Annotated in this window: 13 protein-coding genes; 8 read left to right on the top strand and 5 right to left on the bottom strand. The window is 57.9% G+C overall.

Going from position 1 to position 16,959, the window contains the following annotated elements; genetic code table 11:
• The first annotated feature begins 37 nt into the window (after window positions 1–37).
• Window positions 38–1,669 carry a 2-isopropylmalate synthase gene (locus AC2IAX_RS09430; RefSeq protein WP_494387293.1) on the top strand — a complete coding sequence of 544 codons (1,632 nt, stop codon included), beginning with the start codon at window positions 38–40 and terminating at the stop codon, window positions 1,667–1,669.
• Between the two features lie 278 nt (window positions 1,670–1,947).
• On the opposite strand, the gene AC2IAX_RS09425 is transcribed toward AC2IAX_RS09430, so the two are convergent.
• Window positions 1,948–2,223, bottom strand: a complete 276-nt coding sequence (locus AC2IAX_RS09425) for a MoaD/ThiS family protein (protein WP_494387292.1) — start codon at window positions 2,221–2,223, stop codon at window positions 1,948–1,950.
• 311 nt (window positions 2,224–2,534) lie between these two features.
• Complete coding sequence (gene thrC, locus AC2IAX_RS09420; RefSeq protein ID WP_494387291.1) at window positions 2,535–3,887, bottom strand: threonine synthase; 1,353 nt, start codon at window positions 3,885–3,887, stop codon at window positions 2,535–2,537.
• A 301-nt stretch (window positions 3,888–4,188) separates the two neighbouring features.
• Here thrC and AC2IAX_RS09415 point away from each other — a divergent pair, with 301 nt between their 5' ends.
• Window positions 4,189–6,204, top strand: a complete 2,016-nt coding sequence (locus AC2IAX_RS09415) for an alpha/beta hydrolase (protein WP_494387290.1) — start codon at window positions 4,189–4,191, stop codon at window positions 6,202–6,204.
• Between the two features lie 69 nt (window positions 6,205–6,273).
• Here the strand turns inward: AC2IAX_RS09415 and btpA are convergent, their stop codons facing one another.
• On the bottom strand, window positions 6,274–7,116 hold the full coding sequence (gene btpA / locus AC2IAX_RS09410) for a photosystem I biogenesis protein BtpA (protein WP_494387289.1): 843 nt from the start codon (window positions 7,114–7,116) through the stop codon (window positions 6,274–6,276).
• A 513-nt stretch (window positions 7,117–7,629) separates the two neighbouring features.
• Here btpA and AC2IAX_RS09405 point away from each other — a divergent pair.
• Window positions 7,630–9,243 carry an NB-ARC domain-containing protein gene (locus AC2IAX_RS09405; RefSeq protein ID WP_494387288.1) on the top strand — a complete coding sequence of 538 codons (1,614 nt, stop codon included), beginning with the start codon at window positions 7,630–7,632 and terminating at the stop codon, window positions 9,241–9,243.
• A 357-nt stretch (window positions 9,244–9,600) separates the two neighbouring features.
• Here the strand turns inward: AC2IAX_RS09405 and AC2IAX_RS09400 are convergent, their stop codons facing one another.
• Window positions 9,601–10,074, bottom strand: a complete 474-nt coding sequence (locus tag AC2IAX_RS09400) for a (2Fe-2S) ferredoxin domain-containing protein (protein ID WP_494387287.1) — start codon at window positions 10,072–10,074, stop codon at window positions 9,601–9,603.
• Between the two features lie 115 nt (window positions 10,075–10,189).
• Here AC2IAX_RS09400 and AC2IAX_RS09395 point away from each other — a divergent pair, with 115 nt between their 5' ends.
• The 5 genes from AC2IAX_RS09395 to gmd all read left to right on the top strand — a co-directional run bounded on the left by AC2IAX_RS09395 (window position 10,190) and on the right by gmd (window position 14,967).
• Window positions 10,190–11,125: a cell division protein FtsX gene (locus AC2IAX_RS09395; protein ID WP_494387286.1), complete on the top strand. Its 936-nt coding sequence runs from the start codon at window positions 10,190–10,192 to the stop codon at window positions 11,123–11,125.
• An 81-nt stretch (window positions 11,126–11,206) separates the two neighbouring features.
• Window positions 11,207–11,809 carry a peroxiredoxin gene (locus AC2IAX_RS09390; RefSeq protein ID WP_494387285.1) on the top strand — a complete coding sequence of 201 codons (603 nt, stop codon included), beginning with the start codon at window positions 11,207–11,209 and terminating at the stop codon, window positions 11,807–11,809.
• A gap of 87 nt (window positions 11,810–11,896) precedes the next feature.
• On the top strand, window positions 11,897–12,847 hold the full coding sequence (locus AC2IAX_RS09385; protein WP_494387284.1) for a hypothetical protein: 951 nt from the start codon (window positions 11,897–11,899) through the stop codon (window positions 12,845–12,847).
• 123 nt (window positions 12,848–12,970) lie between these two features.
• Window positions 12,971–13,675, top strand: a complete 705-nt coding sequence (locus AC2IAX_RS09380; protein ID WP_494387283.1) for an undecaprenyl-phosphate galactose phosphotransferase family protein — start codon at window positions 12,971–12,973, stop codon at window positions 13,673–13,675.
• Between the two features lie 203 nt (window positions 13,676–13,878).
• Entirely contained in the window at window positions 13,879–14,967 is a 1,089-nt protein-coding gene (gmd, locus tag AC2IAX_RS09375) for a GDP-mannose 4,6-dehydratase (RefSeq protein WP_494387282.1), read from the top strand.
• Between the two features lie 160 nt (window positions 14,968–15,127).
• On the opposite strand, the gene AC2IAX_RS09370 is transcribed toward gmd, so the two are convergent.
• Window positions 15,128–16,909, bottom strand: coding sequence for an ABC transporter substrate-binding protein (locus tag AC2IAX_RS09370; RefSeq protein ID WP_494387281.1), 1,782 nt, complete (start codon window positions 16,907–16,909; stop codon window positions 15,128–15,130).
• Window positions 16,910–16,959 lie beyond the last annotated feature (50 nt).

Genomic DNA, 16,959 nt, shown 5'->3' with positions numbered 1-16,959 from the left:
CCGCATTGGTCGCGGCCGATTCCTCGGAGGTAAATTCATGACCGCTCAGTCTGCTGGCCCGGTAATTAATCCCGATCGCGTTTTGATTTTTGACACCACCCTGCGCGATGGCGAACAGTCGCCCGGCGCATCGCTGAACGTCGAAGAAAAGCTAACGATCGCCCGCCAGCTAGCTCGACTGCAAGTGGACATCATCGAAGCCGGCTTTCCCTTCTCCAGCCCCGGGGACTTCGATGCCGTCCAGCGGATTGCCGCCGAAGTGGGAACCCCCAACGGCCCGACCATTTGCGGCTTGGCCCGTGCCCGCAAGGAAGACATTCAAACGGCGGCAGCAGCCCTGAAGGAAGCGGCGAAGTGGCGGATTCACACCTTCATTGCCACGTCCGACATCCACATGAAGTACAAGCTCAAAAAAGAGCGGCCGGAAGTGGTGGCGATCGCCGAAGAAATGGTGGCCTACGCCAAGAGCTTCACCAATGATGTGGAGTTTTCGCCGGAGGATGCGGGTCGCAGCGATCCGGAATTCCTCTATGAAGTGCTGGAACGGGCGATCGCCGCTGGGGCCACCACGGTGAACATCCCCGACACCGTGGGCTACACCACGCCTGATGAGTTCGGCGCGCTGATTCGTGGCATCAAGGAAAATGTGCCGAACATTGATCAGGCGGTGATTTCCGTCCATGGCCACAACGACTTGGGCTTGGCGGTGGCCAACTTCCTGGCGGCGGTGCAAAACGGCGCGCGCCAGTTGGAATGCACCCTGAACGGCATTGGCGAACGAGCCGGGAATGCGTCCCTAGAAGAATTGGTGATGGCGCTGCATGTGCGGCGATCGTTCTATAACCCGTTCTTTGGCCGTGCGCCAGAATCGGAAGAACCCTTGACCGGTGTGAACCTGAAGGAGATCTACCGCACCTCGCGCATGGTCTCGCAACTGACGGGCATGATCGTCCAACCGAACAAGGCGATCGTCGGGGCCAATGCCTTCTCGCACCAATCAGGCATCCACCAAGACGGGATGCTCAAGAACAAGCTGACCTACGAAATCATCGATGCCCAAACGATCGGGCGGACGGAAAACCAAATCGTCCTCGGCAAACTGTCAGGCCGCAACGCCTTCGCCACGCGCCTGAAGGAGTTGGGTTTTGATCTGACCGAAACGGAATTGAACAAGGCCTTCGTGCGGTTCAAGGACGTGGCGGACAAGAAAAAGGAAGTGAGCGATCGGGATTTGGAAGCGATCGTCAACGACGAAATTCGCCAAGTGCCGGAACTCTACCGCCTGGAGCATGTGCAGGTGTCCTGCGGTGACAAGTCCTGCCCCACGGCCACGGTCACGGTGCGGATGCCCGATGGGAGCGATCGCACCGATGCGGCCACCGGCACGGGCCCCGTGGATGCGGTTTACCGTGCCATCAGCCGGATCGCCCAAATCGACAACGACTTGATCGAGTTCTCCGTTCAATCCGTCACCGAAGGGATCGACGCGATGGGCGAAGTGACGATCCGGATTCGTCACGCCGACACGGTGTTTTCGGGCCACTCGGCCAACACTGATATCGTGGTGGCTTCTGCCCAAGCCTATGTCAGTGCCCTCAACCGGTTGGCGGCGGCCCTGCAAACGGAAGGGAAGCGCAACCCCCAAACGGAAACGGTCTCGATCGGGTAAATTTTGCCCCATGAGTCCCTAATTTCCTAAATGGGGGCGATCTTGGGGCGATCGATTGGGGGGCAGGTTCAGCGCCTGACCCCCGATCAAACCAAAAGAAAAAACGAGGATACCGCTAGGGTTCCCTCGTGTTGCCGCAAATTTAGTGAAGTCTATCGGATCCCGATCGCCCCGATTGATGCGCTAGGGCGATCGCCCGACTTTCTCCAAAGACTGAAAAAACTGAAAAACTGGGAAGCTGCCAACGGGGATTCCGAGGCATCAACCGTAACCTTGGTTCAACCGCCCGCGACGGCCGGCACGATGCTCACCTCATCGCCGTCGGCCAGGCTGGTGGCTTGGCCATCCAGGAAGCGGATGTCTTCGCTGTTCACGTAGACATTCAGGAAGCGGCGAAGTTTGCCTTCATCGTCGCAAATACGCGCCTTGATGCCGGGGCAGCTCACTTCCAGGGAATCGATCATTGCGTCGATCGTGTCGCCGCTGCATTCGATTTCGGCCCGATCCTCGGTGAATTTTTGCAGCGGGGTGGGAATCAAAACTTTAATGGCCATGGTCGTGCAGATTCAGAAACTCAGAACAACGCAAAACAAGACAAGCGATCAAATCAGCAATCAAATCAGCAATCGAATCGTGATTGCGAATCAGGATTGAAAACAATCCAAGCAAACCCACAAACAGCAGGTATGAACAGCCCGGGATTGGCCCTAACCTCAATCCAGTGGGGTGAGGGCCGCCGCCACTCAGGCCGGCCCGCTCAGGGGGCAAGTTCCCCATGCGCAAGGGCCATAGGCGCGTGACCACCTCCCGCGCGGTGAGGGTGATTCACGGTTTGGGTTGTGAATCACCCGGTCTTGGGAAATCCCTAGACCAAAACCTGTTGCCACTCCAGGCGATCGAGCGTGCGGGCCCGATCCCAAGCGCGCTCAAAGCTATCCAACTTCGGATCAATTTCCAACGGTTGACCCGCGTGGCTTTGAACCGCTTCTTGGGTTTTCAGGCCGTTGCCGGTGATGTAAACCACCGTGGTTTCGTCGGGGTTAATCTTGCCCGCTTCCACCAATTTCTTCAAGACGGCGATCGTCGTACCGCCAGCGGTTTCCGTGAAGATGCCTTCGGTTTCCGCCAGCAGCTTGATGCCTTCCACGATTTCTTCGTCGGTGGCGGTGTCGATGTGGCCGCCGGTTTTGCGGGCTTGCTCCACCGCATAGATCCCATCGGCGGGGTTCCCGATCGCGATCGACTTGGCGATCGTGTTGGGCTTCACGGGGGCAATAAAGTCCCGCTCTTCCTTGAAGGCCGTGGCGATCGGGTTGCAACCCTCCGCCTGGGCCCCGCTACACTTCACGGGCTTCGATTCCACCAAGCCCGTGGCGATCAGCTCTTGGAAGCCCTTGTGGATTTTCGTGAACAGGGAGCCAGAAGCCAAGGGAGCCACAATGTGATCCGGCAGTTGCCAGCCCAACTGTTCCGCCACCTCAAAGCCCAAGGTCTTGGAGCCTTCGGAGTAGTAAGGACGCAAGTTGATGTTCACGAAGCCCCAGCCGTAGCTGTTGGCCACTTCCGAGCAAAGGCGGTTCACTTGGTCATAGTTACCGCGCACCGCCATCACGGTGGGGTTATAGATCAACGTGCCCAACACCTTGCCCGATTCCAGGTCAGCGGGAATGAACACGCAGCATTCCAAACCCGCGTGGGCCGCGATCGCCGCCGTGGAGTTAGCCAAGTTGCCGGTGCTGGCGCAGGAAACCGTGGTGAAGCCCAGCTCGCGAGCACGGGTCAGGGCCACGGACACCACCCGATCCTTGAAGCTCAAGGTGGGCATGTTCACCGCGTCGTTCTTGATATAGAGGTTCTTGAGACCCAAACGACGAGCCAGGCGGTTAGCCTTCAGGAGGGGAGTCATGCCTGTGCCCACGTCGATCGGGTCGCTGCCGACGGGCAGAAAATCTTTGTAGCGCCAGATGGAGTTCGGGCCGGCCGCGATCTTTTCGCGCGATACGTTACGGGCGATCGCCTCGTAGTCATACTTCACTTCCAGCGGGCCAAAGCACAACTCGCACACGTGCATGGCGGTGGCTTCGTATTCAGCACCACATTCTTTGCACTTCAGGTGCGTAAAGTGGCCGCTGTGGCTATGGTGGCCATCGGCTGGGTGGGCGTGCTGGTGATCGGGCGATTCGGTGGCGGTGCGGCGGGTGTCGAGAACTCCAGTCATGGGGCGGTTTCGCTCCTGTTTTGCGGCAACGGGATTAGGGAGTATCCCATCGAATGCAGAAAGCGTATCACGGGTTACAAGGGGGGTGCAAACAATCCCGATTAAAAAAGTCGGGATTTGTTTTACACCGGTTTCAACGCCCAAAACCCGGATCTGTAAAGGGATATGTCGATCGCCCGCCATCGGTTAAGCTATCGATCGCACCTTGCTACAAAATTTTTATTTTTCTTAAGAAACTGTGATGGTCATCGGGCGGCGAGGGCATGGGTGGCAACGGTGGGTGATGGTGACAGGCTGTGCCATGGCGATAACCCTTTTGGGGGATGGTTTTGCCACGGGGTTTCCCATGGGCGTTGTTGCCGGAAACCACCCACCTGACCCATCGGTCGCCCTTGCCCTTACGTCACCCCGCTTCCCTATCGGTCAATTTGAAGCGACCCCTTGCCCATCGCTGCTGCGCACCGAGGCCTTGGCTCGGTTGGGCGATCGATTGCGTTGTGGCTTTGTGACCGTGCCGGAGCGCCACGCCAATCCCACGGGCCCCACCATTCGCCTGGCCGTGGCCCAAATTCGCAGCGATCGCCCCCAGGCCCAACCGGATCCCCTGGTGATGGCCCAAGGGGGGCCCGGTGGTTCCACCCTGATGCTGCTGGAACCCTGGTGGGAAGCCATCGCCGCCACGCCGGGCCTGGGCGATCGGGACTTGGTGCTGATTGAGCAACGGGGCACGCAATTTTCCCAGCCCTATTTGTTTTGCCAAGAAATCTACGAGGTCGATCGACAGATTGCGCCCCAACTGCCCCAGCTCAGCGAGGAAACCATTAACCAAAAAACCCTGGCGGCCTATGGGGCCTGTCGCGATCGCCTTGTGGGCCAAGGGGTGGATCTGGGAGCCTATAACAGTTGGGAAAATGCTGACGATATCCCGCTGGTGATGTCCGCCCTGGGCTATGACCGCTTCAATTTCTATGGGGTGTCCTACGGGACGATGCTGGGCCAACACCTGATGAAGCGCCATCCCGATCGACTGCGGAGCGTGATTTTAGATGCGGTGGTTCCCCTGAACACCAACTACATCACCGAATCCTTGCGCAGTCACGATCGGGCCCTGCGGCAACTGTTTGAACAATGTCGGCGATCGCCCGTTTGCCAGCGGGAATATCCCCACCTGCAAGAAACCTTCCAAGCCGTGGTGGCCCAACTGGAGCGCCAGCCCATCACCACTGAAGGCTTTGACGCGATCGCCTACGTGGATGCGCAACTGCAAGCGGGGCGATCGGGCCGAGTCCTGGCCGCCAATGGTGAGCAATTTTGGCGCACCGTGGCGATCGACGGCGATGGGCTGGTTAACCTGGTCATTTCAGCGCTCTACGACAGCAGCTTAATTCCGCAACTCCCGGAATGGCTGCGCGAAATGCGATCGGGCGACTGGTCTTCCCTCACGGAGCTAGCGTCCGATTGGTTCAGCCCCCTGGCCGACGGAATGCAACAATCGGTGCTTTGTGCCGAAGAAGCCGGATTCAACACCCCCATAACCACCGACTTGGGCAGCATCCTGCCGGAATTACGCCCCCTCAGCACCGATCCGCAAGAATTTCTAGACAGTTGCCGCCTCTGGCCGGTTCCCACCTTGGGCCCCGAAGCCAACCGCCCCGTGAGCACCAACATTCCCACCCTGCTGCTGTCGGGCAACTTAGATCCGGTCACGCCGCCACCCTTTGGCAATCAGGTGGCTGCTAGCCTGCCCCACGCCTATCACTACACCTTTTCCGGGTTGGGCCATGGGGCCTTTGCCAGCAGTGATTGCGCCAACCGCCTGGTTCGCGATTTTTTGCGCAATCCAAACCAAGCTCCCGATGGGCGCTGTGCGGCTCAGGTGCAATTTATGCCCCAAGTGCCGATGATTCCCGCCCTGCACGCGATCGCGGTGTGGGGCACGCGAGTTCGATCGCTCGTTCCCTTGGGTTGGCAGCGAGATCCGATCCTGACCAACCTGTGGCGATCGCCCGAAATGGAACTCAATGAAGGCCGAATCAGCTTCACATGGGTGGTGGGCGAAACCGGCCCCCAAGCCTTGCAACGATTGGGATTGACCGTTCCACTGACGGCCCAAGGATCCCAACAAGCGGGCGGGCGCACTTGGCAGCTTTATGCCAGTCCCCAAAACCCGGTGCAGGTGGCCACCACCACCGACGGCCAGGATACGTATCTCATCGCAGTAGAAAGCTTGCGCCAACGATCGCGCCAAGCCATTTTGCAAGGGGCGATCGCCGGGTTTCAACTGGCCCCCGCTATTGCGTTGCCGCCCAAGCCATAAACCCGGACTGATTAGTACCGAATTAATTAGGCTTTAGCCCCTGAGTTCCAGCCCATGGGTGCTCATTCATCAGCTCATGGGCGTAGGTGTCGGGACAACCATCGCCGGGGCCGGCCGGCCCCGACGCGCCACCTCCACAAACTGGCTAACCCGGTTCGGGTCGATCGGCAAATCCCGCCGGCCTCGCCGCTTCAGGGAACTGGCCACAATCACCCCATCCGCCACTTCCAGCAGTTGCGCCACATTGTCGTAATTAGCCCCGCTGCCCACAAAGATCGGCGTATCCCCCGCAGCGGCCTTGGCTAACTCCAAGTCTTCGATATTGGGCGGGCTGCCGGTGGCCCATCCCGACAAAATGGCCCCGTCGGCCAAACCGCGCTCGATCGTGTCTTGCACCGCCACCGTTAAGTTGGGTGACCCGATCGGGCGAGCATGTTTCACCAACACATCCGCCAAAATCTTGACATCACTGCCCAGTTCCCGCCGGTAACGCAGGAGCTGGTGGGCCTGGCCTTCAATCAATCCCTGATCGGTGGCCATCACCCCCGACAGCACATTGACCCGAATAAAGTGCGCCCCGGTGCAAGAGGCGATCGCAATGGCCGAATGGGCATCATTGCGCAACACATTCACCCCGATCGGTAAAGTCACCAAATTTTGTAAATGGTGAACCACCAGCGTCATGGCACTCACCACCGCCGGATCAACCGCATCTTTCGGAAAAGGGGCATCAAAAAAATTTTCCACCAAAATCGCATCCACCCCACCGGCAGCCAGCGCCACTGCTTCCTGTTCAGCGCGCTCAATAACTGCCTTAAGGCTCAGTCCCCACCGCGCAGAACTCGGCAGCGGCAACAAGTGGACGACTCCAATGATTGGCTTAGGATGTTTAAAGACTCGATCTAGATCCACGCAAAGACCTGAAAACTCGGCGAAACACAGCGGCGTTGCTAGCACCCCCCATTCTATCGAGCTTAGGGATCCCAGTCGGGTCAAATTTTCGGGCAAATTTTGAGGCCAGTTTTCGGGCGCGTTCTCGGGCAGGTTTTTGGGCACAGGGTTCGCCGTCGATCTTCATCCATTTCTGAGTCGGGTTTGGGGTGGTGTTTGGGGTGGTGTTTGGGGTGTCTCCCTGTCCGCTTATTTGCAGAGTGATTTCGACCCCATCCACCCCTGTAGTTAATGCCCATAAACTCATGCCCAGAAAATCCTGAATTCCAAGACTCCTTAGCCAGAGCAGAGCAAAACCTGTCTGGGAGGCACAAGTATCTTGAAAACACAATATTCTACCCTGCGAGATGCGAGAGCTTATCCCACTCTCCCCTGATAGCTACGAACTCATTTCTAGAAAATATTCATATAAGAAATACATTTTCGAGGCTAAGATAAAGGCCGAAGATTGTTTAGTACAGAGAGATTGGTGAATTGATTCCTCAAGACTTTTTGAGACAAATTGCGAAGGAGCATAGTGTCTCGAATACCGAGCTGGATGTGCTGGCCGCAGCCATCAATGGTGAGCCGATGAATGCCATTGCCCAACGCCTAGGAATCCGCCCAGAAGCGGCCCGTAAGCGCTTGGGTGAAGTGTATAAAAAGTTTCATATCGCTGGTGCTGGGCCAGGAAAATTGGCCAAGCTGCAGCAGATTTTGGTGTCTCAGTATCAAACCCGCCAAACACAAGGGCCGATCGTGGCAATGCCGGTCACCCCCGAAGTGGAAGTGGGCGAGTTGCCGCCTCAATATGATTGGGGAGAAGCGCCGGATATTTCGGCTTTCTATGGTCGTGCGCAGGAGCTGACCGCCCTGCAAACCTGGATTTCCCAAGATCACTGCCGTGTGGTGGCCTTGCTGGGGATCGCGGGGATTGGCAAGACGGCGTTGGCGGTTCGTTTGGCTCGATCGCTCGAGGAGCAAGAGGAGTTTGAGTTCATCATTTGGCGATCGCTCCGCCATGGGGTTTCGCCTCGCGAGGTGATTGGCCGGTTGGTGCAAACCTTGTCTCGCAAGCGCCAAACCTATTTGCCCGACAGCACCCATAACCGGATCACGTTGCTGATTGACTATCTGCGTCAACACCGTTGCCTGTTGGTGCTGGATGGGGTGGAGTCCGTACTGCGTCAGGGGGATATCTCCGGGCAATACCGCGACGGGTTTGAGGACTATGGTGAATTGCTGCGCCGGGTGGGTGAAGAGTCACACCAAAGCTGCCTGCTGCTCACCAGTTCTGAAAAGCCCCGTGAGGTGGCTCGCCTAGAGGGGAATACGCTGCCGGTGCGGGTGTCGCAGTTGGGTGCATTGGGCCCCGATGAGGCGGGTGAGATTTTCCGCGACAAGGGCTTGCAAGAGGAAAAACTCTGGAAAGAGTTGATTGATTTGTATCGGGGAAACCCGCTCACCTTGAAGATTGCTTCGACCACGATTCAAGAACTGTTTGGCGGTCGGGTGTCGGAGTTCCTGAAGCAATCGACGCTGGTGTTTGGGGATATTCGCGATTTGTTGCAACGCCAGTTCGATCGCCTGTCAGATATTGAACGGGCGATTGTTTATTGGTTGGCGATCGAACAGCAACCCCTGTCTTTGAGCCAACTGCGCGATAAGATTTCGATTCCGTTCTCGCAACCGGAATTAATCGAAGCGTTGGAATCCCTGGGCCGGCGATCGCTGATTGAGCGTGGCGCGGCCGGTGGGGCCATGTTTGGTCTGCAACCGGTGGTCTTGGAATATGTGACCCAAGAGTTTACCGATCGGGCTTGCTATGAATTGCAAGACCTATTGCGTACCCAAAAAATCGATCGCCTGGATCTGTTCCGTACCCATGCCCTCGAAGCCTCTGAGGGTAAAGATACGGGGCCAATTCTGCCGGCCGTGAAGGATCGGTTGCGGAAGCTGATTCGCAATGATCGCCAGCTCGAAGGTCAGCTCGATCGGGTGTTGGCTGTTTTGCAAGCCAAGTTTCCCCTCGAAGTGGGCTATGCCACCAGCAATGTCCAAAGCGTTTTGGAGTCGCTGCAGGTGGATCTGCCGCCGGTTGAAGCCTAGGGGCCATCGTCATCGGCTGGCGCGAGGCTAAACCGATTGAGTTTTGGTGCGTCAGTGGCCGTAACAAGGGGCTTAAGCCCCTTGTCTTTCCTGATCTGCTCGCCGTAACAAGGGGCTGGAATCCCTTGTCTCTTATGGTCTGCTCGCCGTAACAAGGGGCTTAAGCTCCTTGTCTCTCCTGGCCTGCTCGCCGTAACAAGGGGCTGAAGTTCCTTGTCTCTCCTGATCTGCTAACGGCAAAATCAGGCTTTTGGGTGATTTGACCCCAATCAAGACCCTCACTTCCTCTCTCTTCCGCTTGCTTGGAGAGCCAGGGGGTGAGGTTTTTTGATTGGAATATGCATTTTTGACCAACGCTCAAGAGGCGGCCCCAGTTTGACCATAGCCCGCTTGGCCGTAGTAGGTGCTGTAATCCATATGTAAGCGAGGATTCAGCAAATCTGAGACCGGGTGATTTTGCCGCAGATGTTCCTCAACAATCCTAGACACATCCGCTGGTGCTACCCGGGCATACCAAGTTTCATCCGGCACAATTCGCACACTGGGGCCCAAGTGGCACTGGCCATGACAATCGCTGGCGGTGACGGTGACCCCCGCTGGCAAGGCGGCGCTCTGGAAAGCGGCCAGCACGGCTCCCGATCGATTGCGGTAGCAGTGAACGTTTTGACAAATCAGGATCGATCGCCCATTTTCCCCAGCACCTAACTCGGCCGCAGGCTGGTTTTGGGATTGGAGTTCAGAATCAGCGGCGTTGGTCATAGCGGTAGCCGGGGCTTGCTTGGGTGTGTTTGGTGTGGAGTTGGGTGTGGATTGGGGCGCGGAGTGCGTCACGGGTGGCTTTCGAGGTAGTGGAATGGATGGGGCCAGGAGTCTGGCCAGGAGTCGAGACCGCCATCCCTCTGATTATGATGGTTCAAGAAGCGAGTCGGAGGCGAAGGCAACCCCCATGGGCGATCGGACGGCCATCCCTTGGCTGTATCTGTGGCAAGAAACCCGGCAAGGCCTGCGACGGGGCGGCTGGATGAATTGGGCCGCTGTGGGCACGGTGGCCGTGTCCCTATTTCTGTTTGGCATTAGCTTGCAGGGCACTTGGTATCTCGATCGGGCCCTGGCCAAACTGGGGAGCCAACTCGAAATTTGCGTGTATTTGCAACCCGGGGCCCAAACCGCCGCCGTTGCCCGATCGATCGCCCAGCTCGAAGGCGTGGTGGCCGTGCAAGTGATTCCGAAAGATCAAGCCTGGCAAGCATTGGTTCGGGATTTGGGCATTTCGGATATTGCCCGCGCCACCCAACAGTTGGAAGGCAACCCCCTCACCGACGAGCTGAAAGCCCAAGCGGCCCGGGCCGAGCTGACTCCCCAACTGGCGGCCACCATTGCCCAATTGCCCGGCGTGGATGCGGCCCGGTATGCGGCGGAAGTGGTGGTGCGGTTGCGGGAGCTGGATTGGGGGCTAAAGGTGGTGGCCACGGGCACGATCGTCCTGTTGGTTTCCGCCGCGATCGCTACGATCATCACCGCCATCCGGTTGGTGGTGGCCGCCCGTCGCCAAGAAATTGAAATTGCTCAACTGGTGGGGGCAACTCCTGTTTGGATCTATCTGCCCTTCATTCTTCAAGGGGCGGTTTTTGGGGTTCAGGGAGCCTCGATCGCCAGCTTGGCTGTCATGGCCTTGCAACAGGCCCTCGGTTCCTTGCTCAACAGCCGCTTGGGATTGGTGCAACTGCTGGCCCGAGACTTGCCCCTCACGGGTTCCGACTTGCTCCTGTTGCTTTCGATTTTGGTAGGGTTTGGCTGTTCCGTGGGTCTCTTGGGCAGCTATGTGGCCGTGCGCCGCACCACCAGCGACTTGGCGATCAGGGGCGCGGAGTTTGAGGTTTAGTCCAAAATTGCGATCGACCCCAAGCATCAAAACCGTTGATTAACCCCAATCCCGAAACTCAGGTCTGAGGAGGCTTGTTTGATGTTGCTTTCACACCGTTTGGCCCCTGCGGGGTCTGTGGCTTGGGTGCGCCCATGGCTCGATCGTGTGTTGGTAGGTTGTTTGGCTGGGGCGATCGCCCTGGCGCTATGGTTCGTTGGCCCCAATGCCGCCTGGGCCTTGGGTGGCCCGCAGCCGGCCTTGAATGCTCCGGCTCCCGATTTCACCCTGCCCAGCAACAGCGGTGATGGCACAATTTCGCTGCAAGATTACCGAGGCCAGTGGGTGGTGTTGTATTTCTACCCCAAGGATTTCACCTCCGGCTGCACGATCGAGGCCCAGCGGTTCCAGCGCGACTTGCCCCAATATCAAGCCCGTAACACCCAGATTTTGGGAGTTAGCGCCGATGATGTGGACAGCCACGCGGAATTCTGTGATGCGGAGGGGCTGCGTTTTCCCCTGTTGGCAGACACCGACGGGGCGGTCAGTCGGGCCTATGGTTCTTGGATGAATCCCATGTCCATGCGTCATACCTATCTGATTGATCCGGAAGGGATGCTGCGCGATCGATTCTTGAAGGTGCGGCCAGTGGTTCACAGTGCGGAAGTGTTGGAACGGCTGGATCAGTTGCAGAAAGTCGGCTGATTGACGGCCGGGGCGATCGAAGTAGGGTGGAATTGGCCGAATTCATAGATTGAATTCATAACCTTGAGCTGAGGAGTTGCGATCGCGGTGGCTGTTCCCTCTTGTTCCCTGTCGATCATGGTGGCGCGTACGGATTTGCCATTCATGATGCATACCATTCCGCACCTGGTTCGGAGTTGTAACTTTCCCTTTGTGGAGCGGGTGCTGTTTGTGGACACGGCTCCCCTGTCTGGCGATAAGGCTCAGCGTCCGGGCCTAGGGACGATCGAGCAGTTGCGGGCCGCCTGCCAAGAACTGCTCGATCGCGGCATTGTCGATCGGCTCGCGGACATGGACTATGGCCAACGGCCCCAGGTTTATCGCAAACACTTCGGTTGGCCCCTGCCCCACACCCACAACTGGAAGGGCTATCCCATCTTTGGCAGTCTCTACGCCCTCGAAGCGATCGCGGGTGATTATTTGCTGCACTTCGACAGCGACATGATGCTTTATCAAAAGCCCGGCCACGATTGGATTTCCGAAGGGGTGGAACTGCTCAAGGCCCGGCCCGATGTGATGTCCGTGCGGCCGTTGACGGGGCCGCCGGCCGATGCCATGCACCAGGTCAAACCTTTCACCCAAGACCCCGATGGATTTTATCGCTTCAAATTCTTCAGCAGCCGGGCCTTTTTGATCGATCGCCGTCGGTTTGACCAACTCCTGCCCTGGCCCATTTTGTGGCATCGATCGCCCCGGCCCTGGTTTGACCAACTCCCCACCGTCCTGCGCACCGCCTTGTATGGAACCACCGGGCGCGGCCGCCTAGACTCCTGGGAATTAATGGTTTCCAAACGGCTGGAACGGGGCCCCTGGTGGCGGGCGGTGTTGCCGTCCACCGATGCTTGGACGGTGCATCCCAATTTGCGATCGCCCGAATTTTTAGCCGCCCTACCGCAAATTCTGGCCAAAATTGAACAGGGTTGGTATCCTCCGGAACAGGCGGGTCAATATGACTTGCAAATTCAGCCCTGGTTGGCGGCCCTGGCTACCGAGAATTAGCCACCGGAATTGGCTCGATCGCCCCGGTAGTCAGTTCTTGAAGCGTATTGTCCGGGCCGGACTTTCGGAACCAAGCCTTATCATTAGGCTCAGGTGTGGTGTGAACAAACTTGAAGGAGTGTCATGCTGGCTAAGAGTCCTTCCGTTGCCAGCCGGGCCGGGCGATCGACCTCCCGTCGAAGCCTCGGGCCTGCCGTTATCAGCAACCTGAATGCGGACTTTGTTAAACGACTGTTTGACATCGTTTTTTCTCTATTTGTACTGATTGTTTTTTCGCCGCTGTATCTACTGCTGATTGCCCTGGTGGCCTTCAGCTCGCCTGGCCCGGTGTTTTATACCCAAAGTCGCGTCGGCAAAAATTTCCGCCGCTTTCGGTGCATCAAATTTCGCACCATGGTGGTGAACGCCGATGAAATGTTGGCCGCCATGATCGCCAAGGATCCCGCCCTGCGGGCCGAATATGCCGCCACCTGCAAGCTCAAGCGCGACCCTCGCATCACTTGGATTGGTCGCCTTTTGCGGGTGACCAGCTTGGACGAATTCCCCCAGTTTTTAAATGTATTGCTGGGGGATATGAGTGTGGTGGGGCCGCGGCCGTTGGTTCCCGAAGAATTGCCCATGTATGGTCGTCACATCCATAAGGTGCTGACCGTGAAGCCGGGAATTACCGGGCTATGGCAAGTGTCGGGCCGCAACGACATTCCCTACGATCGCCGCATTTCGATCGATGTGTACTACGCCAGTGCTCGGAACCTTTGGCTCGATATTTGGATCGTGTTAAAGACCCTCTGGGTGGTGATCGCCACCAAGGAGAACGGCGCTTACTAGGCCCGAGCGTTCTCGATCCATCAGCAATGACCCGCAACGATCGCCCGCAACAATGCCCGGTGGTTGGTGGCGGCCTTGCTCGCTCGTCATGGATAATGGCGACGGTTCGATCGCGCTTGGGTTGCGGTGCTGTTCTCCCTTCAGGTTCGATCGCCCAGCCCAGACGATCCCAACCCCCCCTTCAGTCGTAAATCCTGTCCCTAATGACGCAACCCAAGCGCGCCCTCATCACCGGCATCACTGGCCAAGACGGCTCCTATTTGTCGGAACTGCTGCTCCAAGAGGGCTATGAAGTTCACGGCATCATCCGCCGCACCTCCACCTTCAACACCGATCGGATCGACCACCTCTACGAAGATCCCCACAACGAAGGCGTGCGGTTGTTTCTGCACTACGGCGATCTGTGCGACGGTTCCACCCTCCGCCGGATCCTCGACAAAATTCAGCCCCACGAAGTCTATAACCTGGGGGCCCAGTCCCACGTGCGGGTGAGCTTTGACGAGCCGGAATATACCGTGGATGCCGTAGGGCTGGGCACCTTGCGAATTTTGGAGGCCCTGCGCGAAACCCAACAACGCACCGGCCAAGAAATTCGCTACTACCAAGCTGGCTCTTCCGAAATGTTCGGCAAGGTGCTGGAGGTTCCCCAAAAGGAAACAACCCCGTTTTATCCCCGCAGTCCCTACGCCTGCGCCAAGGTCTATGCCCATTGGCAAACGGTGAACTACCGCGAGTCCTACGGGCTGTTTGCCTGTAACGGCATTTTGTTTAATCACGAGTCGCCACGCCGGGGTGAAACCTTCGTGACCCGCAAGATTACGCGGGCCCTGTCGCGAATTTTGGCGGGAACCCAAAAGAAAATCTTTATGGGTAATCTCGACTCCAAGCGCGATTGGGGCTATGCCAAGGACTACGTGCGGGCCATGTGGCTGATGTTGCAGCAGGAACAGCCCGATGACTACGTGGTGGCCACCAACGAAACGCACTCGATCCGTGAGTTTTTGGATGTGGCCTTTGGCTATGTGAATTTGGACTGGCAGCAGTTTGTGGAGTTTGACCCACGCTACTTGCGGCCGGCTGAAGTGGATCTGCTGATTGGGGATGCGGGCCGAGCGAAGGAAAAGCTGGGCTGGGAGCCGTCGGTGACCTTTGAGGAATTGGTCAAGATCATGGTGGATGCGGATCTGCGGGCGATCGGGCTGGAGCCACCCGGCGAAGGGGAAGCCCTGATGCATCGGGAAGCGGCCACCGTGCGCCAGGACTCACCGATTACGGTGGACTTGGGCGGCTGATGCGGGAAAGTCAGGGGGCTGCGGCCCAATCGCGCCAATCATCAGTCGTGGGGGCAAGGGGCTGAAGGGCAAGGGGCTGAAGGGCAAGGGGCTGAAGCCCCTTGTCTGCGTTGATCGCTGGGGCGAGCAGAGTGGCAGTTTCGGCTGTTTAGCGATCCGCTCAAGCTTCCCGATCGAGCCGCAATTCATGGATATTCCAGAATGCACCGCCGAGGGCATTCACCTTTAGCCCTTGGATCGTGTTCCGCACGGCCACCAGAGAATAGGGCGTGATGAGGTGAATGAAGGGGAGATATTGCTGGGTTAACTGCTGGGTGCGGGCGTAAAGGGCGCGGCGCTTGGCTTCATCTAGCTCCTGGGAGGCTTGGGCATAGAGGCGATCGATCTCTAATTCCCAAGGGGCAAATTCCTGGCCCACCAGTTGCTTGCCGGGATCCGGCGTTTGGTTGAAGGCATGGAGCCGGCCCGTGACCCGCCACACATTGGAACCACCGTGGGGTTCAACGCCACCGGTAAACCCCAGCAAATGACATTCCCAATCCAGGCTATCGGAGAGTTTGGAAACCAAGCTGCTAAAGGCGATCGGCTGGAGATCAACCTTCATTCCCAGTTTGGCCAGGTCTTGGGCAATTTGTGCGCCCATGGCTTCGCGAATTTTGTTGCCCGCGTTGGTGATCAGGGTGAAGCGCACTCGGTTGCCGGCCGAGTCGAACAATTCCCCGTTGCGATTTTGGAAGCCGGCCTCGGTCAGCAGTTGGCGCGATCGCTCCAGGTTGAAACCATAGGTCAGCAGCCCCTGTTCCGGTGAGAGGTAATAGGGACTTTGGCTGGCGATCGGGGAATGTTGCAGTTGTCCCAGCCCTCGAAAGATGCTGTCGATCATGGTTTGGCGATCGATCCCGTGGGCCACCGCCTGCCGAAATCGCAAATCATTAAACCAAGCAGACTTCACCGGATCAACGAGAGGCTTACTGTCCCGTTTGCCCTTGTTCAGGTTGAAGCAAATGAACGAGGTGGTTAAGGTGGGGCCAGCGTTGTAGATCGTGAAGTTGCCGCGTTTTTCCTCCCGCTTCAGTAGGGAAAAATAGTCGGCGGTGACGCTGATTGAGTCCAAACCGCCCGATCGAAACTGCAAGAGGGAGGTGTCTTGGGATTCCACAATTTGCCAAACCCACTCTTCGATGTAGGGCTGGGGAGCGTTGTTGGGCCCCTTGCGCCAATAGTAGGGATTGCGCTCAAAAACCAGCCGTTGACTGGTGACGTATTCCTTGAGCCGGTAGGGGCCATTACCCACAATTTGGCTGGGTGGAGTGTCCACGCCCCAGGTGGTCAGAAATTGCGGCCGGCCATCGGTTCCTTTGGCTTTGAGGGTGGGCCGCAGGCGATGGGCGGGTAAAATGCCCACGCCCAAACTCCGCAAAAAAGGGGCAAAGGGTTCCGGAACGCTGAATTCCACCTGGAGCGGGCCCAGCATTTTCACTTGGGGCAGTGCGTTGCTTTGGCCCACCCGCAACACGTCTCGAATGCCCGTAGGAATCGCTTCGTTAAAGAAGACTTCATTGAAGGTGAAGGACACATCATCGGCAGTGAGGGGCGCACCATCCGACCAACGCAACCCCGATCGCAGGGTGACAACAATCCGCTGGCCGTTTTCGCTCATTTCCCAGCCGGCGGCCAGGGCCGGTTCCACTTTGCCGGTTTCTGGATCTTCTTCCACCAGGCCTTCGTAAGTGATGCCAAAGATGTTGGGCGATTCTTCGTTAATGGCGTAGTTGAAGGTTTTGGGTTCGCTGAGGATGCTGGTGACCAGTGGCGATCGCCCGCCACCGCCCGTGCTGCCTGGTTGCCCGCAACCCCCGATCGCCGCGATCGACAGCCCCCCCAAGGCCCACAGCAACCGCCGCCGAGTTAGCCCCACCGTCCAATCCGTTAACGTTGCCATGTTCCTTGTTGCTTTGTTCTGGATCCGAACCGCTGCCTAGCCCTGATGCA

Source organism: Limnothrix sp. HT2024 (assembly GCF_059138625.1).
The sequence above is the reverse complement of the archived record's forward strand: the minus strand, read 5'-3'. Positions and strand labels throughout refer to the sequence as shown.